Annotated in this window: 29 protein-coding genes; 6 read left to right on the top strand and 23 right to left on the bottom strand. The window is 63.1% G+C overall.

Features of this window, described 5'->3' with window-relative positions:
- Nucleotides 1-3: 3 nt before the first annotated feature.
- Nucleotides 4-660: an SCO family protein gene (locus tag N5B55_RS01285; RefSeq protein WP_037027863.1), complete on the bottom strand. Its 657-nt coding sequence runs from the start codon at nt 658-660 to the stop codon at nt 4-6.
- 52 nt (nt 661-712) lie between these two features.
- Complete coding sequence (locus N5B55_RS01280) at nt 713-1483, bottom strand: SURF1 family protein (protein ID WP_304538896.1); 771 nt, start codon at nt 1481-1483, stop codon at nt 713-715.
- A 69-nt stretch (nt 1484-1552) separates the two neighbouring features.
- On the opposite strand from N5B55_RS01280, the gene N5B55_RS01275 reads away from it, so the two are divergent.
- Nucleotides 1553-1762, top strand: a complete 210-nt coding sequence (locus tag N5B55_RS01275; RefSeq protein ID WP_024976747.1) for a twin transmembrane helix small protein — start codon at nt 1553-1555, stop codon at nt 1760-1762.
- 126 nt (nt 1763-1888) lie between these two features.
- Here N5B55_RS01275 and N5B55_RS01270 read toward each other — a convergent pair whose 3' ends face one another.
- The 8 genes from N5B55_RS01270 to N5B55_RS01235 form a co-directional block, all read right to left on the bottom strand.
- The gene (locus tag N5B55_RS01270) at nt 1889-2749 is read right to left on the bottom strand and encodes a cytochrome c oxidase subunit 3 (RefSeq protein WP_012761058.1); all 861 of its coding nucleotides are present in this window, start codon (nt 2747-2749) and stop codon (nt 1889-1891) included.
- 93 nt (nt 2750-2842) lie between these two features.
- The gene (locus tag N5B55_RS01265) at nt 2843-3055 is read right to left on the bottom strand and encodes a DUF2970 domain-containing protein (RefSeq protein WP_004633475.1); all 213 of its coding nucleotides are present in this window, start codon (nt 3053-3055) and stop codon (nt 2843-2845) included.
- A gap of 4 nt (nt 3056-3059) precedes the next feature.
- A complete protein-coding gene (locus N5B55_RS01260; RefSeq protein ID WP_065858724.1) occupies nt 3060-3668 on the bottom strand; it encodes a cytochrome c oxidase assembly protein in 609 nt (202 codons plus the stop codon).
- Between the two features lie 49 nt (nt 3669-3717).
- A complete protein-coding gene (locus N5B55_RS01255) occupies nt 3718-3849 on the bottom strand; it encodes a cytochrome oxidase small assembly protein (RefSeq protein WP_012761055.1) in 132 nt (43 codons plus the stop codon).
- A 61-nt stretch (nt 3850-3910) separates the two neighbouring features.
- Nucleotides 3911-5515, bottom strand: a complete 1605-nt coding sequence (gene ctaD, locus N5B55_RS01250; protein ID WP_065858722.1) for a cytochrome c oxidase subunit I — start codon at nt 5513-5515, stop codon at nt 3911-3913.
- Nucleotides 5516-5555: 40 nt separating this feature from the next.
- Nucleotides 5556-6809, bottom strand: coding sequence for a cytochrome c oxidase subunit II (coxB, locus tag N5B55_RS01245; protein WP_304538895.1), 1254 nt, complete (start codon nt 6807-6809; stop codon nt 5556-5558).
- A gap of 245 nt (nt 6810-7054) precedes the next feature.
- Complete coding sequence (locus N5B55_RS01240; protein ID WP_304538894.1) at nt 7055-7237, bottom strand: hypothetical protein; 183 nt, start codon at nt 7235-7237, stop codon at nt 7055-7057.
- Nucleotides 7238-7430: 193 nt separating this feature from the next.
- Entirely contained in the window at nt 7431-8372 is a 942-nt protein-coding gene (locus tag N5B55_RS01235) for a methyltransferase domain-containing protein (protein ID WP_304538893.1), read from the bottom strand.
- Between the two features lie 108 nt (nt 8373-8480).
- Between N5B55_RS01235 and N5B55_RS01230 the strand changes: the two genes are divergently transcribed.
- The gene (locus N5B55_RS01230; RefSeq protein WP_304538892.1) at nt 8481-9203 is read left to right on the top strand and encodes a ComF family protein; all 723 of its coding nucleotides are present in this window, start codon (nt 8481-8483) and stop codon (nt 9201-9203) included.
- A 111-nt stretch (nt 9204-9314) separates the two neighbouring features.
- Complete coding sequence (trmL, locus tag N5B55_RS01225; RefSeq protein ID WP_304538891.1) at nt 9315-9785, top strand: tRNA (uridine(34)/cytosine(34)/5-carboxymethylaminomethyluridine(34)-2'-O)-methyltransferase TrmL; 471 nt, start codon at nt 9315-9317, stop codon at nt 9783-9785.
- A 28-nt stretch (nt 9786-9813) separates the two neighbouring features.
- Here trmL and N5B55_RS01220 read toward each other — a convergent pair whose 3' ends face one another.
- The 4 genes from N5B55_RS01220 to N5B55_RS01205 form a co-directional block, all read right to left on the bottom strand.
- Entirely contained in the window at nt 9814-10830 is a 1017-nt protein-coding gene (locus N5B55_RS01220) for an NAD(P)H-dependent glycerol-3-phosphate dehydrogenase (RefSeq protein ID WP_304538890.1), read from the bottom strand.
- Nucleotides 10831-10937: 107 nt separating this feature from the next.
- Nucleotides 10938-11456: a protein-export chaperone SecB gene (secB, locus tag N5B55_RS01215; RefSeq protein ID WP_012761047.1), complete on the bottom strand. Its 519-nt coding sequence runs from the start codon at nt 11454-11456 to the stop codon at nt 10938-10940.
- A 160-nt stretch (nt 11457-11616) separates the two neighbouring features.
- Entirely contained in the window at nt 11617-11874 is a 258-nt protein-coding gene (grxC, locus tag N5B55_RS01210; RefSeq protein WP_004633497.1) for a glutaredoxin 3, read from the bottom strand.
- 18 nt (nt 11875-11892) lie between these two features.
- Nucleotides 11893-12315, bottom strand: coding sequence for a rhodanese-like domain-containing protein (locus tag N5B55_RS01205; RefSeq protein ID WP_304538889.1), 423 nt, complete (start codon nt 12313-12315; stop codon nt 11893-11895).
- A gap of 176 nt (nt 12316-12491) precedes the next feature.
- Between N5B55_RS01205 and gpmA the strand changes: the two genes are divergently transcribed.
- The 3 genes from gpmA (at nt 12492) to N5B55_RS01190 (ending at nt 15792) form a co-directional block, all read left to right on the top strand.
- Complete coding sequence (gene gpmA, locus N5B55_RS01200) at nt 12492-13238, top strand: 2,3-diphosphoglycerate-dependent phosphoglycerate mutase (RefSeq protein WP_024542061.1); 747 nt, start codon at nt 12492-12494, stop codon at nt 13236-13238.
- 118 nt (nt 13239-13356) lie between these two features.
- Nucleotides 13357-14973, top strand: coding sequence for a S41 family peptidase (locus tag N5B55_RS01195; protein ID WP_154206261.1), 1617 nt, complete (start codon nt 13357-13359; stop codon nt 14971-14973).
- A gap of 69 nt (nt 14974-15042) precedes the next feature.
- Nucleotides 15043-15792 carry a HesA/MoeB/ThiF family protein gene (locus tag N5B55_RS01190; protein WP_304538888.1) on the top strand — a complete coding sequence of 250 codons (750 nt, stop codon included), beginning with the start codon at nt 15043-15045 and terminating at the stop codon, nt 15790-15792.
- A 64-nt stretch (nt 15793-15856) separates the two neighbouring features.
- Here N5B55_RS01190 and bfr read toward each other — a convergent pair whose 3' ends face one another.
- From bfr to N5B55_RS01145, 9 genes are all read right to left on the bottom strand, one after another.
- Entirely contained in the window at nt 15857-16336 is a 480-nt protein-coding gene (bfr, locus tag N5B55_RS01185) for a bacterioferritin (protein ID WP_004637092.1), read from the bottom strand.
- Between the two features lie 148 nt (nt 16337-16484).
- A complete protein-coding gene (locus N5B55_RS01180; protein ID WP_065858706.1) occupies nt 16485-16760 on the bottom strand; it encodes a (2Fe-2S)-binding protein in 276 nt (91 codons plus the stop codon).
- 231 nt (nt 16761-16991) lie between these two features.
- The gene (gene ptsP, locus N5B55_RS01175; RefSeq protein WP_012761042.1) at nt 16992-18743 is read right to left on the bottom strand and encodes a phosphoenolpyruvate--protein phosphotransferase; all 1752 of its coding nucleotides are present in this window, start codon (nt 18741-18743) and stop codon (nt 16992-16994) included.
- Nucleotides 18744-18787: 44 nt separating this feature from the next.
- Nucleotides 18788-19057 (bottom strand): HPr family phosphocarrier protein, encoded by a 270-nt coding sequence (locus tag N5B55_RS01170; RefSeq protein ID WP_012761041.1) that lies wholly within the window; start codon nt 19055-19057, stop codon nt 18788-18790.
- Nucleotides 19026-19481, bottom strand: coding sequence for a PTS sugar transporter subunit IIA (locus N5B55_RS01165; RefSeq protein WP_012761040.1), 456 nt, complete (start codon nt 19479-19481; stop codon nt 19026-19028). Before N5B55_RS01165 ends, N5B55_RS01170 begins: the two co-directional genes overlap by 32 nt.
- A 118-nt stretch (nt 19482-19599) precedes the next feature.
- On the bottom strand, nt 19600-20571 hold the full coding sequence (gene gshB / locus N5B55_RS01160; RefSeq protein WP_154206258.1) for a glutathione synthase: 972 nt from the start codon (nt 20569-20571) through the stop codon (nt 19600-19602).
- Between the two features lie 31 nt (nt 20572-20602).
- Nucleotides 20603-21898, bottom strand: a complete 1296-nt coding sequence (gene gshA / locus N5B55_RS01155; protein WP_065858702.1) for a glutamate--cysteine ligase — start codon at nt 21896-21898, stop codon at nt 20603-20605.
- Nucleotides 21899-22265: 367 nt separating this feature from the next.
- A complete protein-coding gene (locus tag N5B55_RS01150) occupies nt 22266-23819 on the bottom strand; it encodes an ammonium transporter (RefSeq protein ID WP_304538887.1) in 1554 nt (517 codons plus the stop codon).
- A gap of 30 nt (nt 23820-23849) precedes the next feature.
- A complete protein-coding gene (locus tag N5B55_RS01145) occupies nt 23850-24188 on the bottom strand; it encodes a P-II family nitrogen regulator (RefSeq protein WP_004637070.1) in 339 nt (112 codons plus the stop codon).
- Nucleotides 24189-24225 lie beyond the last annotated feature (37 nt).

The raw sequence follows: 24225 nt of genomic DNA, 5'->3' as shown, positions 1-24225 counted from the left end.
GGCTTATCCGATGCGCGAATACTTCAAGAGCCGCGTCATGTCTGCGCGCACCTTCTTCGGATCCGGATCTTTCGGGAACTGCATCATCAGGTTGCCGAGCGGATCGACCAGGAAGAGGTGGTCTGTGGGCGGCGTCTTGCCATCGGCAAGCCAGTTCTTAGGCAGATCGGGCGCGCGCAGGAAGCGCACGGCACCGTAATCGTCGTTGTAAGCCTTGATGAGGCGCGGGTCGATCTCCCCCCGGTCGGTCACCAGCCAGACGGGGACGATGCGGTCGCGGTCCGGGCCCTGGCCGATGCGCAGCTGGCGCATGGTGAACAGCTTGCGCGCGCAGTTGTCGTCGCAGGCGCTGCCATCCACGGACACCATCAGCCATTTGCCCTTGAGGCTGGCAAGCGGCACTTCAGCGCCGTGCTCGTCCTGCACCATCAGCCCGGTCGGAACAGGGCGCTGCGGATCGACCAGCGCGCCATACGCCGCCTTGCCGCCGGCCGGGGTGAATACGTAATACGCAAGGTACGACGCGATCACCGGAGAGGCGCACACCAGCAGCAGGAACAGCATCATCAAGCGGCCGCGGCGCGTGCGCGCGTCGATGCGCGGGTCTTCGGACGCCCCGAGTGTGCCGGGCGCGCCGGGTGCAGATTCCTGATTCACCATGTGATTCCCAATACATTCAGCTGCGGCACTAGGCCGCAACGCAAGTTCGTGTTCAGGCGGGCTCAGAGCGGCCCGCCAAGCGGCGATAACGCCGCACGCTGTAAAAGACCATCAGCCCGAGCACTGCCGCCGACATCGCAAACCATTGGAACGCGTAGCCGTAATTGCGCTCGGCGCCCAGGTCTGGGCGCGGCCAATCGCGCAACAGGCCGTCCTCCACGTCGGACTGCTGCTGCACCACGAACGGTTGCAGCGGCACGCCGATTTCGCGCGAGAAAGCGTCGAGGTCGATATTCTGCCTAAGTCGCTGGCCGACTTCATCCGCGCCGGCCTTGCTGCCCAAACTGAAGACCCGGCTGGCATGCGGCACCGCCATCCCTTCGACCTGCACTTCGCCAGCCGGCGTGGTGTACGGCGCGATGCGCGTGCGGTCTGCCGGATCACGCGGCAGCCAACCTCGATCGACCAGCACGGCACGCCCACCCGCGCCCTCCAGCTTCAGGGGGATAAGCACCTCGAAACCCGGGCGCGATACGTCGTGGGTGACGTGTGGGCGATTCTCCAACAGCACCGTGTGCGCCACGTCAAACGTTCCACGCAGCAACACTGGTCGGTACATCACCGAATCTGCCGCCACGGGCTGCGCGGTGATGCGCTGAGCGGGTGCATTTTCCAGCGCCATGATGCGGGCCTGGCGCTCGATGCGCTCCTGCGCACGTGAAAGCTGCCAACGCCCGAGCGAGCACGTCAGGGCAATCAGCGCCACGCCCGCCAACATCGGCACAGGCGCAAACCACTGCCGCATCGGCACGCGCACGGTCATCGCTGGGCCCCGGTGCGATAATGCTCGGCAGCCATTTTCATCCCGTCATTGCCCAACCGGCAGCCCCCCATGCGCATCGTCGTTGCCATTGCGTTTCTGCTGATCCTCGGCAGCCTTGCCTCCGCGCTGTTCTTCCTGATGCGCGACAAGGGCCACAGCAACCGCACCGTTCGCTCGTTGATGTTCCGCGTCGGTTTCTCGATCGCGCTGTTCATCTTCATCCTCGTCGCGAACCGGCTGGGGTGGATCCACAGTACCGGCATCCGCTTCGGCCAATAGCCCGAGTCAATTCAGTCAGTCCAGAAAAGCGAAAACGCCGCAGCGGTGTCCCGTCTGCGGCATTGTCGTCGCCGGCCGTTGGCCAGGTCGGGGAGCGACGCTTTGCCGCCCCAATCCGGTGCTGTCTTACAGCCAGTACACCACCACGTACAAGCCGAGCCACACCACGTCCACGAAGTGCCAGTACCACGCAGCGCCTTCAAAAGCGAAGTGATGTTCCGGCGTGAAGTGGCCCTTGATCACACGCCCCAGCACCACTGACAGCATGATGGCGCCCATGGTCACGTGGAAGCCGTGGAAGCCCGTCAGCAGGAAGAACGTCGAACCGTAGATGCCCGAGGTCAGCTTCAGGTTCAGTTCGTGATAGGCGTGGATGTACTCGAACGCCTGGAAGCCCATGAACGTGAAGCCCAGGAGAATCGTCAGCAGCAAGCCCTGAATGACCTGCGCGCGCTTGCCCTCACGCAGCGCATGGTGTGCCCACGTGAGCGTCACACCTGACGTCAGCAGCAGCGCCGTGTTGATCGTCGGGATCGGCCATGGCCCCATCGTTGTAAAGGGCGCTACCGTGCCGGCCGGTCCGGCGTTCGGCCACAGCGCGTTGAAGTCGGGCCACAGCAGCTTGTTGTTCAGATCGCCCAGCCACGGCATGGCGATCGTTCGGGCATAGAACAGCGCGCCGAAGAACGCCGCGAAGAACATCACTTCCGAGAAGATGAACCAGCTCATCGACCAGCGGAACGAGGCATCCACGCGGTCGCCGTACTTGCCGGTCTCGGATTCGGAGATGGCGTCCGCAAACCACGCGCGCAGCACAAAGAGGAACCACAGCAGGCCGACCAGGAACGTCCACGGGGCCCACGGCTGGGCATTCACCCATGCAGCGGAGCTCAACAGCACGATCAGCAGGCCGAGGCTTGCCGTAATCGGATGCCGCGAGGGCCCGGGCACGAAGTAGTACGGAGCGTTTGCTCGATTCGCACTCATCTCTTTTTCTCCAGCTCTATTTTTTTAAGAATCCACTCGATATTGCCCGGCCCATGCTGCGGGGCCGTCTCCTCAACCTGCTCGATCCTCAACTTAACCGACCACGGCTCGCACGATCAGCAACAACACAACCACAAAGATGACCGCCGCCAGAATGCCCGCCACGATCACGTGCACTGGATTCAACTGCGCCATGTCACGGTCGTGGTCGCGGCCTTTGCGCACCCCGAAGAAGGACCAGAACACCGCCTTCATGGTCTGTGCGAATGATGCGCGCCGCTTGGTCGCTTCCTTCAGGTCGTCCATGTCCTCACGTTCCCTTGTTCGGCATCGCCGGCGCAATGACCGACGGTGCGTGGATTTCAAAGAAAGTGTAGGACAGAGTGATCGTCTTCACGTCCTTGGGAAGATCCGGATCGATCACAAACACCACCGGCATCTCGCGTGACTCGTTGGCCGTCAGCGTCTGCTGCTTGAAACAGAAGCACTCGATTTTCTTGAAGAACTCGGTTGCCTGCTTGGGCGCGTAGCTCGGGATGGCCTGGGCCTCGACCGTACGCCCCTCCTTGTTCACCACCTCGTAGACGATCTGGCTGATCTCGCCGGGGTGCACATCCATGCTGTTCTTGACCGGGCGGAAGCGGAACGGCCCCTGGCTGTTCGAATCGAATTCCACCGTGACGGTGCGCGTCTTGTCGACCTGCGAGTTGCGCAGCGCACCGCCGTCCTCATCACGCGTGTTCAGCACGTTGATGTTGGTGATCTCGCAGATCTTCTTGTACAGCGGCACCATCGCGTAGCCGAAGCCGAACATGATCACGACCACCACGGCCAGCTTGCCGAGCATCGAGCGGTTCAGACCGCGCTCCAGCGCTTTGTCGTTTTGGGTCGGATCCGGCTGCGCCGGTGTGTGGCTCATAGAGGTCTCGCGAAATCTCGGTTCAGCGACCAGCGCGTCGCTTGCCCGGCTAGCCGCCGAACACCACGCGCTTGAAAATCACACCCAGAAAGAAAACCAGCGCAATCGTGCCGAGGATGAATCCGAGGCGACGGTTGGCAGCGCGTTGCTCGGGCGTTGGGCTTTTTTCTGGATTCGACATCGTTGTCCGGAGGATCGCGGAGCTGGCGTCAGAATCGGCAGCCGGCCCCGCGACACCTGCATTACTTCACGTGCGGCGGTTCTTCAAAGGTGTGGAACGGTGCCGGCGACGGCACGGTCCACTCCAGGCCTTCCGCGCCATCCCACGGCTTGTCGGCGGCCTTCTCGCCCCCGCGGTACGACGGCAGCACCACGAAGAAGAAGAAATACACCTGCATCAAACCGAAACCCAGTGCACCGATCGACGCGACGGCGTTGAAATCGGCGAACTGCTGCGGGTAATCCGCATAGCGGCGCGGCATGCCGGCGAGGCCCAGGAAGTGCATCGGGAAGAACGTGAGGTTGAAGGTGATCATCGAACCCCAGAAGTGGATCTTGCCGCGCGTCTCGCTGTACATGTAGCCCGACCACTTCGGACCCCAGTAGTAGAAGCCGGCGAACAGCGCGAACAGCGAGCCGGCCACCAGTACGTAGTGGAAGTGCGCCACCACGTAATAGGTGTCCTGCAGTTGGATGTCGATCGGGGCTACAGCCAGGATCAGGCCCGTGAAGCCGCCCACCGTGAACACGAAGATGAAGCCAATGGCAAACAGCATCGGCGTCTCGAACGTCATCGAGCCGCGCCACATCGTGGCCACCCAGTTGAAGATCTTCACACCGGTCGGCACCGCGATCAGCATCGTCGCGTACATGAAGAACAGCTGACCCGTGACGGGCATGCCGGTCGTGAACATGTGGTGCGCCCACACGATGAACGACAGGATGGCGATCGACGCCGTGGCGTACACCATCGAGCTGTAGCCGAACAGGGGCTTGCGCGCGAAGGCCGGCACGATCTGGCTGATGATGCCGAACGCCGGCAAGATCATGATGTACACCTCGGGGTGTCCGAAGAACCAGAAGATGTGCTGGTACATCACCGGATCACCGCCGCCTGCGGCGGAGAAGAAGCTCGTGCCGAAGTGGCGGTCGGTTAGCACCATGGTGATCGCCCCTGCCAGCACCGGCATCACGGCGATCAGCAGGTACGCTGTGATCAGCCACGTCCAGCAGAACATCGGCATCTTCATCAGCGTCATGCCGGGCGCGCGCATGTTCAGGATGGTCACGATGATGTTGATCGCACCCATGATCGACGATGCGCCCATGATGTGGACTGCGAAAATCGCCATGTCCATGCCGGGACCCATCTGCACCGACAGCGGCGCGTAGAGCGTCCAGCCGGCCGCCGTGGCGCCGCCCGGTGCGAAGAACGAGCCCACCAGCAGCAGTGCCGCAGGCGGCAGCAGCCAGAAGCTGAAGTTGTTCATCCGCGCGAAGGCCATGTCGGACGCACCCACCTGCAGCGGGATCATCCAGTTCGCGAAGCCCACGAAGGCCGGCATGATGGCGCCGAACACCATGATCAGGCCGTGCAGCGTGGTGAACTGGTTGAACAATTCCGGATGGAAGAACTGCAGGCCGGGCTGGAACAGCTCAAGGCGGATCAGCAGGGCCAGCGTGCCGCCTGAGAGCAGCATCATGAACGAGAACAGCAGGTACAGCGTACCGATGTCCTTGTGGTTGGTCGCGAACAGCCAACGGCGCCAGCCGTGCGGATGGTCGTGCGCGTGGTCGTCTCCATGACCGTGCGCGTGATCTTGCGGGTGCGTAACAGCGGTGCTCATCGAGGAACTCCTAGGTTCGGTTCGTCACGCAGACGATCAATCAGCCAGCGTTGCGGTCTTCGGCCGCATTCGCTTGTTTGGACGCCACCTTACCGGCGGATTCAGTTGCAGCGGTCTTGGCGGCGCCTTCGGGCATCTTGCCGCCGCGCGCATCCTTCACTTGCGTCGGCTGCAGCAGGTCACCGGTATGGTTGCCCCAGTTGTTGCGCTCGTAGGTTACGACGGCAGCGATTTCGACATCGTTCAGCGCCGAAGCCCAGGGCGGCATGGCGCCCTTGCCGTGCAGCACGATGCCAACGTGGTCGGCCAGCGGGCCGTTGGCGATCTTCGAACCATCCAGCGCCGGGAACGGCCCACCGCCCTTGCCGTTCGGCTGGTGGCAGACCGCGCAGTTGGCGGTGTAGACCTTCTCGCCGCGCGACTTCAGCTCTTCCAGCGTGTACGTCTTGTTCGGGTCATCGGCCTTCGCGGCGATTTCCTTTTTCTTGCCGTCGACCCACTTGGAGTAGTCGTCCTGCGAGAGCACGCGCACGACGATCGGCATGAAGGCGTGTTCCTTGCCGCAAAGCTCGGCGCACTGCCCGCGATAGACGCCCACCTTCTCTGCCTTGAACCAGGCGTCGCGCACAAAGCCCGGAATCGCATCCTGCTTCACGCCAAACGCCGGGATCATCCACGAGTGGATCACATCGTTGGCGGTGGTGACGATGCGCACCTTGCGGTTGACCGGTACGACCAGCTCGTTGTCGACTTCGATCAGGTACGTGTTCGACTTGGGCGCCTGGTTGTTGATCTGGTCACGCGGCGTGGTGAGCGTGGAGAGGAACGAGATGCCCTCGCCTTCGCCCTTCAGATAGTCGTAACCCCACTTCCACTGGTAGCCGGTGGCTTTGATGGTGAGGTCGGAATTGGTGGTGTCCTTCATGGCGACCACGGCCTTGGTAGCCGGCAGTGCCATCCCGATCACGATCAGGAACGGCACGATGGTCCAGATGATTTCAACCGTGGTGCTTTCGTGGAACGTCGCCGGTTTGTGGCCGACCGACTTACGGTGCTTGAAAATGGAGTAGAACATCACCCCGAACACACCGATGAAGATCACGATACAGATGATCAGCATCATCCAGTGCAGCCAATGGATCTCGGCAGCGATCTTGGTGACCGGTGGCGCGAGATTGAGTTGCCGCACTGCGGGGCCGCCCGGCATGTCTTCCACTGCCAGAGCCGTTTGACTGAGGGCTAGGAGAGAGCCTGCCGCCAGCAAACTTGCCAATGTCTTATTCAACATTTTCATTTTTTATCTACCCAATTGACAGATTCCACTCTGCCCCGGTGCGCGGCTCATGAGACCTGGGTTGGTTGCCCGTGTCCCAAACACCGGGAAAGCTCGTCCGCAAGCTTGCGCCGCCAGACTGACCTGCCAGATCACGCGCCTGCCATCTCCAGCCTGACTTGCACGTAATCGGAGGCGTGGCGGGCATAGTACAGCAATGCCCATCCGAGAATCGCGACCTCCAGCCCCGCATCAGGCGGCACCAGTCACGCGCGTTGCCACGCAGAAAACCAAGCGATCACGATCGGGGAAATGACGACCAAGGGGATGGACCAGCCCATCTGGCGGGTTGAAAGCGAGCAGTTTCGCTTCATGAGCCAGTTCTTGCGCGGCGCTTCCGAGATGTGGACGCCGCATGCTGGGTGGAGCGCAGTTTCAATGTCGTGCATTGAACCACTCCTGCCTCGGATGCATACCCGAACGGTTCGCCCGTGGCAAAAAAACGGGATAGGCCTTTGGGGGACTGCTGCGACAAACTGGCGCATTATATGGCCGCGATTGACCCCGAACAAGGCAAAGCGCCTTTATGCAAGTCCCGGCTTGACAATGCGGAGCCAATGCCGTTCCCGCACTAAAAGCGCTTCAGGCGCGCGGTTTGCGACCGATCTGATCGATGGGGATCATCGCCCTGCCCTGGTCGGCCAGCGCCTGTCGCTGGGGCGGCGCAAGCTTCCAGGCATGGCCGTAAACGATTTCGAAGGTGAGTGGAATCACGCCGTCGGGATTGCGCTGCGCATCAAGTGCGTCGAATAGCCGCTGGCGCCAGCGGGGCGTGTGCAGACCGGGGCCGGCGAGGCTGCGGCCGGCTTCGTCCGTCAAGCCGGCCATGCCGCCGAGCAAATGCACATCGGCCAGCAACGCCTGGGGCGTTTCGTAGGTGATGGTGATCTGCTCCATGTCCATGACGGGCGTGGACCAGCGGCTGTGCACCAGCATGTCGCCAATGTCATGCATGTCGACAAAGCGCAGCGTATGGACGCCCGCGTCGATCCCGGCTAGGGCGCTTCGCAGCTCGCGCAAGGTATCGGGACCGAACAGGCTGAACATCAGCAGGCCGCCTTCCGTGGTGATGCGGTGCCATTCCGGGAAGATGGCGTGCGGCGCCGGGTCCCAGTGCAGCGCGAGATTCGACCACAGCAGGTCGAACGATGCGCCGGCAAAGGGCAGCGCTCGGAAGTCCGCCTGGGCGAAATCAAAGACCGGTCGCTTCTTGAGCAGTCTGCCGAGCCATCCGGCGTCGGTGCGCTGCGGGTCGAGTTTCTGCGCCTGGGCCACCATGGCGGACGACCAGTCGACGCCGCAGATCTGCGCATCCGGATATTGCGCGCGCAGTACCGCCAAGCCTTGTCCCAGGCCGCAGCCCAAATCCAGCGCGCGCGCAGGGGTGGCCTTGATATAGGAGAGCCGGTCCTGCATGCGACTGCCCACTTCGCGCAGCAAAAAATCCACGTCGGCGAAACGCGCGGCGCGGCGATCGAAGGCGCGCCGCAAGGCGGCAGGGCGAGCAAGGAGGGGATCAGACATCGACAAGGCGGGGCGGAACACTGCGATGGCCAAGTATACCGGCCCACCGTTCGAGGCGCCGTCTGATAGCGCAGAAGCCCCAAATCGGCTTCGATATCGGCTTTTTGCATGCATAAACACGCGTTATCGGCATGGTTTCGAGCCGGACTGCGCCACTTGCTGCCGTGCGCCTGCGCGCTTTGCGGCGCGGTTCAAGGCGACCTGGTGTGCAGCGGCTGCGCGTCCGATTTGGCCCCGCATCTGTACAGGCGGCGTTGCGTCCAATGCGCCATTGCGCTGGAGCCTCCCCACGTCGGCCAGCATTGCCGCGCCTGCCTGGCCGGCGCGCCCGACTTTGAGGCGACCATCGTCATTGCCGACTACGCCTGGCCGCTCGACCACCTTGTCACCGGGTTGAAATTTCGGGCGCAATTGCCATTGGCAGATTGGCTGGCTGCACAATTGGGCAACGCGATCGCCGCAGCTCCGGGGGATTTGCCGGACGTGCTGTTGCCGGTGCCGCTCTCACCCGCCCGGCTGCGCTCACGCGGTTACAACCAGGCGTGGGAGATTGCCCGCCGGCTGGCGCGCCGATTGGACATTCCGGCCCACGCCGGGGCCCTGCATCGTGTGCGCGATAACGTCGCGCAAGCCACACTGGATCGTGCCGAGCGGCAGGCCAACCTGCACGGGGCATTTGTTGTCGCCGAGCCGGCGCGCATCGCGGGGCGTCACGTCGGGGTGGTCGACGATGTGATGACCACAGGTACAACCCTCGCCGAGATTGCCACGCAGCTCAAACGCGCCGGAGCGGACCGCATCACCAACGTTGTCGCCTTGCGCACGCCCTGATCACGTGCTTATGCGACATTGTGTCGCGCCGTTTGTGCCAAGCTGTGGCGGGGTGACAACCCTTCTCAATGTGGATAAGCTCGCCGCCGAAATTCCTCCTGCCGCCCGGTCATGTTCAACGTCGTCCTTGTCGAACCCGAAATCCCGCCCAATACGGGCAATGTGATCCGCCTGTGCGCCAATACGGGCGCGCAACTGCATCTGGTCGAACCGTTGGGTTTTCCGCTTGAAGACGCCCGCATGCGCCGCGCCGGCCTCGATTACCACGAGTACGCGACGATGCGCGTCCACGCCGATTGGGACGCCTTCCTGCGCGATGCCCAGCCCGATCCCGCGCGCATGTTTGCGCTCACCACGCGCGGCTCGACGCCGTTTGCGAGCATGGCGTTCCAGCCGGGCGACTGGTTTGTCTTCGGGTCGGAAACGCGCGGATTGTCGGAGGAGCGGCGCGAGTGGTTTCCTGCTACGCAGCGGATTCGCCTGCCGATGCGGCCGGACAACCGCAGCCTGAATCTATCGAACACCGTGGCGGTGGTCGTGTTCGAAGCTTGGCGGCAGAACGGGTTCGCGGGTGGCGCCTGAGGCGGTGCTACCTTTCATTGGAGCGCGATTAACGCGCCGATTCGGATTTGGCGTCGCGCTGTAGCAGACGTTCCACCGCTTTCGCAGCAGGAAGCCCTTCGAACAGGACTTCGCAGACGGTGAAGGTGATCGGCATGTCCACGCCCTTGGCGCGCGCGAGCGCCGCCACAGCACGCGCGCAACGCACGCCTTCGGCGACGTGACCGAGGCTGTGCAGGATGTCGTCGAGCGTGCGGCCCTGCGCAAGCTGCATCCCGACCGTGCGGTTGCGGGACAGATCACCGGTGGCGGTCAGCAGCAGATCACCCATGCCGGTCAGCCCCATGAAGGTTTCCGGCCGACCGCCCAGCGCCAAGCCGAGGCGCGTCATCTCTGCCAGCCCGCGCGTGACCAGTGCGGCGCGTGCGTTCAACCCGAGGCCCAGCCCGTCTGCCGCGCCTGTCGCAATGGCCAGGACGTTTTTGACGGCACCGCCCACTTCCACACCGACGAGGTCGTCGCTGGCGTACACGCGCATCGCGTGATGGTGAAAACCGCGCTGTGTCAGCTTGCACAGTGCCGCACTGGTCGAAGCGACCGTCATGGCGCACGGCAAACCCTGCGCGACTTCCTTGGCGAAACTCGGCCCCGACAGCACACCGACGGCGAGGTCGGTACGGCCCGACGCCTTCAGCACATCGGCCACGATGGCGTGCGGCAGCGCGCTGGTCTCGGGGTCGAAACCCTTGCATAGCCAGATCAGGTTGCGCACACCGCCGTGCGCGGCAATCGTGCGCGCGAGATCGACCAGCCCCGCGACGGGTGAGGCAATGACGGCAAGCGCGTCGTCGCCCGCCGCATGAGCGAGCGCGCCCTGCAAATCAGCGGAAAAATGCAACGACGCCTGCAACGCGATGCCCGGCAGATACGGCGCGTTGATGTGCGTGGCGGCCATTTGCGAGACCAGGCTCGCGTCACGCCCCCACAGCACGACGTCGTGCGATTGCGCGGCGTGGCTGGCGAGGGCAGTGCCCCAGGCACCGGCACCCAAAACGGAAATTCGCATACGCGTGTTCAACATCGGTCAGGCAAAGGTCGAGCAACAGGTCGGGCAAAAAAAAGCCCGCGCAAGCGTGCGGCTGGCGCGGGCCTTTGGCGCAGTGCGCCTCGTACTTAGTGGGTGGCCTTCGAGCCGTCCGGCATCACCAGACCAGCGCCGCCGGCTTGGCCTTGCTGCTCCATGGCAGCGGCCAGGCGTTGTTCGTACAGCGCCTGGAAGTTGATCTCGGCCAGGTGGATCGGCTGGAAGCCGGCGCGGCCGATGGTGTCGGCAATGTTCGAGCGCAGGTACGGGTACACGATGGTCGGGCAGGCGATGCCCAGCAGCGGGTCCATCTGCTCGGCCGGCACGTTGCGGATATCGAAGATGCCCGCTTGCTTCGCTTCCACCAGGAACGCGACCTTCTCTTGCACCTTGGTCGTCACCGTACCGATGACGGTCACTTCAAACACACCTTCCGCCAGCTGCGAAGCGCCGACGTCCACCTGCACTTCGACAGTCGGCTGTTCCTGCTCGAGGAAGATGTGCGGCGAGTTCGGTTGTTCCAGCGACAGGTCCTTCAGATAGACGCGCTGGATGTTGAAGAACGGCTGGCCATCCTGGCCCGGTTGCTGCTGTTGCTGGTCGCTCATGACTCGCCTTCAAATGGGATGTGGTCAGTGCTTGGCGGAAGCGTCCGCCGCGCAAGACGCGTATGGTACATGACCAGATGGTGCCCGCTATGAGAGCCGGCCTGAAAGTACAACGCCCGGTCTAAGCCGGGCATTTCTGTGTGGTGCGCAGGCCGCCGAATCAAGCAGCCAGCAACGGAACCAAGCCACCTTCGCGGTCGAGCGCAGAGAGATCATCGAAGCCGCCGATGTGGCGCTCGTCGATATAAATCTGCGGAACCGTGCGGCGATTCGTGCGCGTCATCATCTCTTCGCGCTTGCCGGGTTCGCGGTCAATCAGGATCTTCTCGATCTGCTCGACACCGCGTTGCTTCAGGAGTCGTTCCGCTGCCACGCAATAGGGACAGACGGTGGTGCTGTACATGACCACGTGCGCCATAACTTCAACCTCGTTTCTTTATTTCACAACCGGAAGGCCCGCTTGTTGCCAGGCGGCCAATCCGCCTTCGAGCGAATACACCTCACTGTAACCGGCCTGCTTCAGGACTGCTTGGGCCCGCCCGGCGCGCTGGCCGGTCTGGCATACGAGGATGATGGGGGTCTCTTTGTTCTTTGCAAGGCTCGGAGCCTTGCCTTCCAGCTCACCGAGCGGCGCATGCTTCGCTTGCGGCAGATGGCCCGCAGCGTATTCGCCGCTTTCGCGCACATCCACGACCACGGCGTTGCGGCGGTTGATGAGTTGGGTGGCCACTGGGGCACTCACCTTGGCGCCACCGCCGCCCGCGATGCGGCGCTGGATGGGCGCCCAAAGCAACAGCAGACCCGAAACAATGGCGACAGCAAGCAGTGCGAGGTTGTTGTAATCGGCGAAGAACGTCACGGTATCGGTTTCCTGGGATGAGTCGGGCGAGTCTAATGGGCGAACATCAGCCGAACGGTTCGGGGGCCCAAAGCCCGCGGCATTATAAAATAGCGCGCTTCGGCGGCCGCACGATGACGTACGACACGTCGCCAGCAGGCCGCGCGCAGGTTTTCTCACTTCTCATCATGGCAGTCATGCATAAGCTCGTCCTCATCCGCCACGGCGAATCGACGTGGAATCTGGAGAATCGCTTCACCGGCTGGGTCGACGTCGACCTGACCGACACGGGCGTCGCCCAGGCCCGCCAAGGCGGCAAACTGCTGCGCGAAGCCGGCTTCACGTTCGATCTGGCCTACACCTCGGTGCTCAAGCGAGCAATCCGCACGCTCTGGCACGTGCAGGACGAAATGGACCTGATGTGGATCCCGACCCGCAACGAATGGCGTCTGAACGAGCGCCACTACGGAGCGCTGTCGGGCCTGAACAAGGCAGAAACCGCCGCGCAATATGGCGACGAGCAAGTTCTCGTCTGGCGCCGCAGCTACGACACGCCGCCGCCCGCGCTGGAGCCCGGCGCCGACAATGACGCTTTCGGCAACCCGCGTTACGCGGGACTCACGCGCGAGCAGGTACCCCTGACCGAATGCCTGAAGGACACGGTCGCACGCGTCATGCCGCTGTGGGAAGAATCGATTGCACCGGCCATCAAGAGCGGCAAGCGCGTGGTGATTGCCGCGCACGGCAACAGCATCCGCGCGCTGGTGAAATACCTGGACGGCATTTCCGACGCGGACATCGTCGGCCTGAACATTCCCAACGGCACGCCGCTTGTGTATGAGCTGGACGCCAACCTCAAGCCGATCCGCCATTACTACCTGGGCGACCAGGAAGCGATTGCCGCGTCGCTCGCGGCGGTGGCCAGCCAAGGCAAGTCGAAATAAACCGTAACGGGCGCTGCGGCACTCCAACGCCTTTATACTGTCGAAGCCTGTAGCCCGGGATGTGCGCGAGCCGTCCCGGGCCATGTTTATCTACTGTTCCCACGTCCACGCTCGACACATGCGAACTTCGCTCAAGAACATCAGCTTGATCGCCATTGGCCTCGTCACCGGGGTACTGGCGACGCTCCAGCTCTCCGCCACTGCGCAAAACGCGACGGTCGGGCCGCTTCCGCTGGAGAAACTCAGGCTCATGGCGGACATCTTTGGCCAGATCAAGCGCGAATATGTCGAGCCGGTGGACGACGACAAGCTGCTGACCGAAGCCATCAAGGGCATGGTCGCCAGCCTAGACCCGCATTCGGCCTACCTGGACAAGAAGGACTTCCAGGAACTCCAGGAAGGCACCCAGGGCCGCTTCGCCGGTCTGGGCATCGAGATCTCGCAAGAAGAAGGGCTGGTCAAGGTCATCAACCCGATTGAAGACACCCCGGCTTTTCGCGCTGGCGTGCAGCCGGGCGACCTGATCACCCGCATCGACGACAAACCCGTGCGCGGCATGCCGCTGGAGCAAGCCGTCAAGCGCATGCGCGGCGCGCCGGGCACCAAGGTCACGCTCACGATCTACCGCAAGAAGGAAGAGCGCACGTTCCCGCTGACCATCACCCGCGCCGAGATCCAGGTGCAGTCGGTCAAGGCCAAGATGCTGGACAACGGCATCGCCTGGGTCCGCATCACCAGCTTCCAGGAACGCACCGTGCCGGACCTGGCCAAGAAGCTCAACGACCTGGCCAAGCAGGACGCCCACCTCAAGGGCTTGATCCTGGATCTGCGCAACAACGGCGGCGGCGTGCTGCAAGCTGCTGTTGGCGTGTCGGCCGCGTTCCTGCCGCCGGACGTGACGGTGGTGTCGACCAACGGCCAGGTGCCGGATGCCAAGCGCACGTACAAGGCGACCTTCGCCAACTACCGCTTGAGCAATCTCGATTCCGATCCGCTTGCCGGCCTGGACCCCGAATTCAAGACCGTGCCGATCATTGTGCTGACCAACGCCTACACGGCTTCGGCCTCGGAAATCGTGGCGGGTGCGCTGCAGGATCATCACCGCGCCAAGACGATGGGCAAGACCACGTTCGGCAAGGGTTCGGTGCAGACGGTGCGTCCGCTGTCGAACGACACCGGCATCAAGCTGACCATCGCGTACTACTACACGCCGTCGGGCAAGTCGATCCAGGCCAAGGGCATCCGCCCGGATATTCCGGTTGACCAGAACCCGGACGGCGACCCGGACGATGCGCTGATCACGCGCGAGATCGACACCGAACGCCACCTGCACAACAAGCAGGAATCGGAAGAAGCAGAGATGACCGAGCGCGAAAAGCGCCGCGTTGAAGAGCTGCGTCGCCTGGAAGAGGAAAACGCCAAGAAGACGCCCGAGCAGCGCGAGAAAGAACGCAACAAGAAGCCGATCGAGTTCGGTTCGGCCGAAGACTTCATGCTGCAACAGGCCATTGCCGACCTGAAGGGTCAGCCGGTCAAGCGTTCGAAATCGGTGCTGGAAGCCGCGGCTGCCGCGGTGCCGGACAAGGCGGTGAAGTCGCCGGCGGCCAAGGATTCGAGCGCCCCGGCCAAGCTGCCCAAGGGCAAGGCTGCGCCGGCTTCCGAGCCCGCCGCACCGAAGCCCAATGTTCCTGCGAGCGGCGTGCAGCCTGCCCCGGAACCGACCGGGGCCCGTTAAGACACCGGCCGGCAAACACTGGCAAACTTACGAGGCCGTGCACTGCACGGCCTTTTTCATTGCTCCGCCATGAATGACGATCAACTGCTGCGGTACTCGCGCCATATCCTGCTCGACGAAATCGGCATCGAGGGGCAGACGCGCCTGCTGGAGAGCCACGTGCTCGTCATTGGCGCAGGCGGGCTGGGCGCTGCAGCCCTGCCCTATCTGGCGGCTGCGGGGGTCGGTACGCTCACCATCGTCGACGACGACACGGTGGATTTGACGAATCTGCAGCGCCAGATCATCCACACAACGGAATCGGTCGGACAGCCGAAGGTGGCATCGGCCCAGGCGGCCATTGCCCGACTGAATCCCGACGTGTGCGTGAATGCGTTACCGCGCCGGCTCGATGCCGACGCCATTGGCGCACTGCTTCAAGGCGTGAGCGTGGTATTGGACTGCTCCGACAATTTCGGCACTCGCCAGGCCACCAACCTTGCCTGCGTGCGCGCCGGGGTGCCGCTCGTGTCGGGCGCGGCGATCCGCTTTGACGGACAGATCAGCGTATTCGACAGCCGCACCGGCGGCCCCTGCTACGCCTGTCTGTTCCCGCCCGACGAGCCCGCGCCGGAGGTGGCATGCGCAACGATGGGCGTGTTCTCGCCACTGGTAGGCATGGTCGGTACGGTGCAGGCCACCGAGGCACTGAAGCTGATTGTCGGGATCGGCCATTCGCTTGCCGGTCGCCTGCTGATGCTCGACGGACTATCGATGGAATGGACCACGATGCGCATCGCGCGCCAGCCGTCATGCCCGGTCTGCGGCGCAGCGCACTGAGACGCCCGAAACCGGGCGACAAAAAAGGAGGCCGAGGCCTCCTTCTTTTTTCGCCTGACGAGGCTTACTCGCCTTCGGGCTCCATCTGCGATTGCAGGTAGTTCTGAATGCCTACCTTGTCGATCAACTCGAGCTGCGTTTCCAGCCAGTCGATGTGCTCTTCGGTGTCGTCCAGGATGTCGACCAGGATTTCGCGACTGACGTAATCCTTGACCGATTCACAATAGGCGATGCCCTCGACCACGGTGCCGTGTGCGGCGCGCTCGAGCTTCAGATCACACTCAATGATCTCTTTCGTATCTTGGCCGATGAAGATCTTGCCGAGGTCCTGCAGGTTGGGCAGACCGTCGAGCATCAGGATGCGCTCGATCAGCCGATCGGCATGCTTCATCTCGCCGATCGACTCTTTGTATTCGTGGTCGCCGATGCGCTTGAGCCCCCAGTGGCCGTACATGCGCGCGTGGAGGAAATACTGGTTGATGGCGGTCAGCTCGTTCTTGAGCTGGGCGTTCAGATATTGGATGACCTTCTTATCGCCTTTCATGCTTGGGGCTCCAGCAAAGTGCAACTGCGGTGATGGACGCACACACGCGTCCGTTCAAGGCGAGCCCTGTGCCTGACCAGAAAGCAACAAATACCACCGAGGCACAACGCCTGGGCGGCAATTCGCGGCGACAGAAAAAAGGGGGAAATCAGGCAGCCAATGCACCGGGCACAATGGCCTGATCATTGGCAACGGGCTCGTCGCGGCGTTCGATTATGGCATGCGTGCTGGCGCGGCCCAAAATCTGATCGACAGGGATGCAGCTCACCGCTTCGGCAAGCACCTGCTTGGCGCAGTCCCGGCATTGTCCGCAGCAGGTACCCACGCCGAGCGTTTCGGCAAGTTCGTCCATCGACGACACGCCCAGACGGGCTGCGCCATGGATTTCACGGTCGGTGACTTGGTTGCAGATACAGACGTACACGGGCTTCCTCCGCAGCGCTCGAAACGCGCTGTCAACCCAGAATAACAGAGAATCGAAATGAGAACAATTCTTGTTCGACCCCATTCCGCGGGGAGGGTCATGCAAGGGCACGCGAGCTGTCTTTTCTAAGAAAGACGTGCAATTTCAATCACTTAGAGAGGGGCTTCAATCCAGGTGAGCCGATGCGCCGGTGCGACACTGGGTGTGCCCGACGCTGAGAACGAACGCAGGTCAGGCCCGCGCCAGCGCACCGAGCGCCTCTTCGATTTCGGCAGGTTCGCAGGCGTGCAGCAGGCGGTCGGCCTCACGCATCAGACGCGGACGGTCTGAGCGCAAGATCTGCTGCTTGACGCTCAGCAACTGCGACGGATGCATGGAAAACTCGGTGAGGCCCATGCCGAGCAGCAGACGCGTCATGGAAGCATCGCCCGCCATCTCGCCACACACGGAAACCGGCTTGCCGGCCTGATGTGCTTCGCGGATGGTGCGCGCGATCAATTGCAGCACCGCCGGGTGCAGCGGGTCGTACAGATGCGCGACCGCATTGTCGGCACGGTCGATAGCGAGCGTGTATTGGATCAGGTCATTCGTGCCGATCGAGAGGAAATCCATGCGGCGCAGGAACACCGGCAGGATCAGCACGGCGGCCGGAATCTCGATCATGGCGCCCACTTTGATGCCCGGATCGTAGGCCAAGCCGTCGGCGTCGAGCGAAGCCTTGGCGCGTGCCAGCAATTCCAGCGTTTGGTCGATTTCGCGGGCGTGCGCAAGCATCGGCACGAGAATCTTGATGGGCCCGAACGCCGATGCCCGCAACAGCGCGCGCAGCTGCGTCAGGAACATCGCCGGCTCAGAGAGCGACCAGCGGATCGCCCGCAAACCCAGCGCGGGATTGGGCGCGGTCTCGAACACGTCGTCGCGGATGTCCAGCGGCTTGTCGGCACCAATGTCGATGGTGCGGATCGTGACGGGCAGGCCCATCATCGACTCGACGGCGGTGCGGTACGCGCGGAACTGCTCTTCCTCATCGGGCAGCGCGCCACGACGGTTCATGAAGAGGAACTCGGAGCGGAACAGGCCCACGCCCACGGCACCGGCCTTGACCGCGGCAGCCGCATCTTCCGGCATTTCGATGTTGGCCTGCAGGTCGATCTGGGTACCGTCGAGCGTGACGGTGGGCGTATGACGCAGGCGCTCCAGGCGCTTCTTCTGCAGCTCGCCCTCGCTGCGGCGATGCCGGTATTCCTCGAGGATGGACGTACTCGGATCGACGATGACGATGCCGTTGTCGCCGTCGATGACGACGATGTCGTCCTGACGAATCAGCGTGCTCGCGTTGTGTACGCCCACGGCGGCCGGAATGTCGAGGCTGCGCGCCACGATGGCGGTGTGCGAAGTGCGACCGCCCAGGTCGGTCACGAAACCTGCGAAGGTCTGGCCGCGGAACTGCAGCATGTCGGCCGGCGCAATATCATGCGCGACCACGATCATGCCGGCATCCGGATCGCAGCCGACCGCCACCGGGGCAGGTGCCAGCGCAGGCGCGCCGGCCAGCACCTTCAGAATGCGCTCGACCACCTGCTCGATGTCGGCCTTGCGCTCGCGCAGGTATTCATCCTCGATCTCACCAAACTGGCGGATCAGCTCTTCAAGTTGCGTTGTGAGCGCCCACTCTGCGTTGTACCGCCGCTGGCGAATCAAAGTCTCGGGCACCTGCGAGAGCAACGCGTCGTCCAGAATCATCGCGTGCACGTCGAGGAAGGCGCCCATCTCTTCGGGCACGTCGGTGGGCAGGTCACGCTTGAGTGCCGCCAGTTCGGCGCGCACGGTGGCACGCGCGCTGCGCAGCCGCTCGACCTCGGCGTCGAGCTTGTCCTCGTCGACGAGGTAGTGCGACACATCAAGCGCCGCACGCGCCAGCATATGCGCACGGCCAATGCAGATGCCGCGCGAGACCGGAATACCGTGCAGGGTAAAAGGCATAGACGCTGGCCGGAGCGGCGTTGAAGTGGATTGCGGCGGGCGCGTTATTCGCCTTCGCCGAAGCGATCGTTGATGAGCGCGACCAAGCCATCCATGGCGTCGTGCTCGTCAGGGCCTTCGATCTCCAGCGTGACTGTGGAGCCAATGCCTGCCGCCAGCATCATCACGCCCATGATGCTCTTGGCATCGACCTGACGGCCGTTGCGCGACATCTTGATCTGGCTGTCGAACTTGCTGGCGAGCTGGGTAAGTTTGGCGGAAGCGCGAGCGTGCAGCCCCAGCTTATTGATGATGGTGATATCCCTCTGCAGCATATTTGTCCGGATGGTTGGCAACCTGGTTCTGAACGGCTGTCGAGCCGACCTGCAGTACGCCTTGCGCGCCGCCGGCCAGGGCCTTGGCGGCAAGTTGTTCGAGTTTTTCGGAGCGATAGCAGATGGCGCGCACAAGCATCGGCAGGTTCACGCCAGCCAGCACGCGCACGCGGCCAGGGTCAGCCAGACGCGAGGCGATATTGGCAGGGGTAGCCCCGAAGATGTCGGTCAGCACCAGTGCGCCGTTGGCTTCAATGAGTTCGGCGAGCTTATCGCGCGCCTGCGCCAGCACGGTCGCTGGCTCGGCATCGGGCAGGACATCGATTGCGTCCAGCCGCTCGGGCTGACCGCAATAGACGTGTGCAGCACAGTCGCGCAGTGCGCTGGCTAGCGGCGCATGGGCGATGATCAGAATCCCTGCCATGATCGAAAAGCGAATCGGTGTAACGCCGATTGTATCAGGGCCATTTGGCGGGATTGCCGGCCCGCGCACCGAATCTCCCCCTTGTGGAGGACCCTCGGCGGTGGGGCCCGCCGCCATGTCAGGCCGGCTTGCGGCCCAGCCCGGTCGTCTTGCCTGCGGCGCGCTCGAGCGCGTCGATGAACATTCCCGCCACGTTGAAGCCCGTCTGCTGGGTGATTTCCTGGAAACAGGTCGGACTGGTGACGTTGACCTCGGTCAGGTAATCGCCGATGACGTCGAGGCCGACGAGCAGCAGACCACGCTGCCACAGCACGGGCGCAAGTGCATGGGCGATCACCTGATCGCGCTCGGACAGCGGCTGGGCCCTGCCAGTACCGCCCGCCGCCAGATTGCCGCGGACTTCGCCGGCCATCGGCACCCGCGCGAGCGAATGCGGCACCGGCGACCCGCCAATCAGGAGAATGCGTTTGTCGCCCTCGCGAATCGCCGGGATGTACTGTTGCGCCATGATTGTGCGGGCGCCGTTGTCGGTCAGCGACTCGATCACCGCGCCCAGGTTCATGCCATCCGGCCCCACGCGGAAGATGCCCGCACCGCCCATGCCATCAAGCGGCTTGAAGATGACGTCGCCCTGCTCGGCGTGGAATTCGCGCAGGCGCTTGGCATCGCGCGACACGATCGTCGGGACGGTGAACTCGCGGAACTGCGCGATGGCGAGCTTCTCGGAGTGGTCTCGAATCGCCTGCGGCTTGTTGAACACGCGCGCACCCTGACGCTCGGCGATCTCCAGCAGCCACGTGCTGGTGACGTACTCCATGTCGAACGGAGGGTCCTTGCGCATCAGGACCGCGTCAAAGCCTGTCAGCGGCAGCAAGCGCGCATCGCCGGCGCGGTACCAGTCGTGCTCGTCGCCGGTCAGGGCGATTGGCGTGGCAACGGTTTCGACGACGTTGTTCGCCAGCGTCAGCTGTGACTGCAGGCACGTGTAGATGGCATAGCCGCGCGCCGCCGCCTCGCGCATCATCGCGAAGGTGGAATCCTTGTAGGTCTTGAACGTCGACAGCGGATCGACGATGAACAGGATACGCATGGCGGTTCCTTCTACTGCGCTTTATGGCCGATCAGATCAGGGGGTTCGGGTCGGTTTTCTCAAGCTCGAGCGAGGCCGCCAACAACGCCAGACGCGCCACCACACCGTACATATAGAAGCGGTTCGGCTCCCCGGCGCCCGGCTTGGCATGGCTGTCCGGCAGGGAATTCGAGGCAAACGGCAGCGGAACGAAGTGCATGCCGGGCGCATTCAGATTCTCGTCCACGCCGCGGCCCGTGTGAACCCGGTAAAAACCGCCCACCACATAGCGGTCGATCATGTAGACGACCGGCTCGGCAACAGCCTCGTTGATCTTCTCGAAGGTGTGCACGCCCTCCTGCACGATCACTTCCGAGACCTCCAGGCCCTCCTTGACCACGCTCATCTTGTTGCGCTCCTTCCGGTTGAGGCCCTTGACCTCGGAAGGATCGCGCACGGTCATCACGCCCATGCCATAGGTGCCGGCGTCGGCCTTGACCACAACGTAAGGCGTCTCGCTCACGCCGTATTCCTTGTACTTCTTGGCAGTTTTCTTGAGCACCGTCTCCACTGCATGAGCCAGTTCTTCCTCGCCGGCGCGTTCATGGAAATCCAGCCCGCTGCACTTGGTGAAGTACGGGTTGACCATCCAGGGGTCGATGTCGATCAGCTTGGCGAACTTCTTCGCCACTTCGTCATAGGCGGCAAAGTGGTTGGTCTTGCGACGCTGCGACCAGCCGGCATGGAGCGGCGGCAGCAGATACTGCTCGTTGATGTTCTCAAGGATCGGCGGCACGCCGGCTGACAGATCGTTGTTCAACAGGATGGAGCACGGATCGAAATCTTCCATGCCCAGGCGACGGCCCTTGGTGCCGATGCGCTTGATCGGCTCCACGACGAGGCGTTGTCCATCGGGCAAATCGATCGGCGTCGGCTCGGTAATGTCGTCGGAAAGCGATCCTAGGCGCACATTCAGACCGGCCTGGCGCATGATCTGCGACAGCCGCGCGACGTTCTGCAGATAGAACATGTTGCGCGTGTGACGCTCGGGGATCAGGAGCAGGTTCTTGGCGTCCGGGCAGATCTTCTCGATGGCGGCCATTGCGGCTTGCACGGCAAGCGGCAACATTTCAGGCGCAAGATTATTGAAGCCACCCGGGAACAGGTTCGTGTCGACCGGCGCCAGCTTGAAGCCGGCGTTGCGCAAATCGACGGAACAGTAGAACGGCGGCGTGTGTTCCTGCCACTCGAGGCGGAACCAGCGTTCGATGGCGGGCGTGGCGTCAAGAATCTTCTGTTCGAGCTCCAGCAGCGGCCCGTTCAGCGCGGTGATCAAGTGCGGAACCATACCCTTCCTATTGATGTAATTTATCGCCCACTCCGATTGTAGAGGAACAGGCAATAGCTTGCAGACGATAGCGGACTATCGATATGCGGTTAGGAGAGAGGATTCGCAAGAGGCAAAGTGCGGCAGTGCAGCAGGCCACACAAAGATAGCGGACAAAAAAAAGCGCGGGGCTGCCGCGCTTGGGGAATAGCCTGACAGATACGGGGAGCGTTCTGCAGGTGGAGGAAACCACGTCTGCAATGTAAGCGTCCGCATAACGAGAGGCAATTGAACGTTTTTAACATCGGACTTAAGGACGCCGGGCTCAGCCAGGGCGTCACAAAAAACCCGGCGCTCGGCCGGGTCTTTTGCGGGATGAGGCAGACGATCAGTCTTCGTAGGCCGTTTCGCCGTGGGACGTGATGTCCAGACCTTCGCGCTCTTCTTCTTCCGGCACGCGCAGGCCGACGATGGCATCGACGATCTTGTACGAGATGAACGCCACCACCCCGGACCAGATGACCGTGGTCGCCACGCCTTGGAACTGGATCCACAGCTGGCCGCCGATCGAGTAATCATCGGCAACCTTGTTGGCAACGTAGTCGTAGATACCGGTGCCACCGAGGCTCGGCGACGCCAGCACGCCAGTCATCAGCGCGCCGAGGATACCGCCCACACCGTGCACACCGAACACGTCGAGCGTGTCGTCCATGCCCAGCATGCGCTTGAGGCCATTCACTCCCCACAGGCACAGCAGGCCGGCAAGGATACCCAGCACGATCGAACCCATCGGGCCGACAAAGCCTGCAGCCGGAGTAATGGCAACCAGGCCAGCCACGGCACCCGATGCGGCACCCAGCATCGACGGCTTGCTCTTGCCGAACCACTCACCGAAGCTCCACGACAGCACGGCAGCGGCGGTTGCCAGCAGCGTGTTGACGAACGCCAGCGCTGCGCTGCCGTTGGCTTCCAGGGCCGAACCGGCGTTGAAGCCGAACCAGCCGAACCACAGCAGCGATGCACCCACCATCGTCAGCGTCAGGCTGTGCGGCTTGAGCGCCTCGCGGCCAAAACCGATGCGCTTGCCGAACAGGAATGCACCTACCAGACCGGCCACCGCGGCGTTGATGTGCACGACGGTACCGCCGGCAAAGTCCAGCGCGCCCTTCTGGAACAACCAGCCGGACTTGGCCGTCATTGCTTCGGCAGCCTTGGCATCCGTGAAGCCGTCCGGGCCCGGCCAGAACCAGACCATGTGCGCGATCGGCAGGTAGCTGAAGGTGAACCACAGCACCACGAACAGCAGCACGGCCGAGAATTTCGCACGCTCGGCGAAAGCACCGATGATCAGCGCACACGTAATCGCCGCAAACGCGCCCTGGAACGCGAAGTACGCATACTCAGGCACCACCACGCCCTTGCTGAAGGTGGCGGCCACCGAATCCGGCGTCAGGCCCTTCAGGAACAGACGATCAAGCCCGCCGAAGAACGCGTTGCCCTCGGTAAATGCGAAGCTGTAGCCGTAGATCGCCCACAGGATGATGATGAGCGAGAAGATGCCCGTACATTGCATCAGCACCGACAGCATGTTCTTCTTGCGCACCAGGCCGCCGTAGAACAGCGCCAGGCCCGGCAGCGTCATCAGGATGACGAAGGCGGTGGAGACGAGCAGCCACGCCGTGTCGCCCTTGTTGGGGACGGGCGTAGCCGCGGCGGGCGCAGCAGCAGCCGCAGCCGGTGCAGCGGCGGCGGCAGGTGCTGAAGCCGGCGCAGCGGCGGCCGGTGCGGCAGCGGCCGGCTCGGAAGCGGCAGCCGCAGCAGCCGGCGCCGAAGCTTCCGCCGCCGGCTTGTCCTGTGCAACGGCCGGCGCCGACATCACGGCGCCTGCGAGCACGGCAGCGACGGCCCCAGCCGTCAGGAATCGTGTGAACCAGGTTTTCATGTTTTGACCTCTTCCTTGGCGGATTGGGGCTTATAGGGCGTCGCCGCCGGTCTCACCGGTGCGGATGCGGATGACTTGTTCGACGTCGGCCACGAAGATCTTGCCGTCGCCAATCTTGCCGGTGCGGGCAGACTTTTCGATGGCCTCGACAGCGCGCTCGACCACATCGTCGGGCACAGCCACTTCGATCTTCACTTTGGGCAGGAAGTCGACGATGTACTCCGCGCCGCGGTAAAGCTCGGTATGACCTTTCTGGCGTCCGAAGCCTTTGACTTCCGTGACGGTAATGCCCGACACACCCACTTCGGACAGCGCCTCGCGGACCTCGTCGAGCTTGAATGGCTTGATGATGGCCATGATGAGTTTCATGCTGGTTGCTCCTCAGTCGGCGGCGCCGGAGCACCGC

It is taken from the genome of Ralstonia pickettii, assembly GCF_030582395.1.
Classification (GTDB): Bacteria; Pseudomonadota; Gammaproteobacteria; order Burkholderiales; family Burkholderiaceae; genus Ralstonia; species Ralstonia pickettii_D.
Note: the sequence above shows the minus strand (reverse complement) of the source record. Positions and strands in the feature narration are given on the sequence as shown.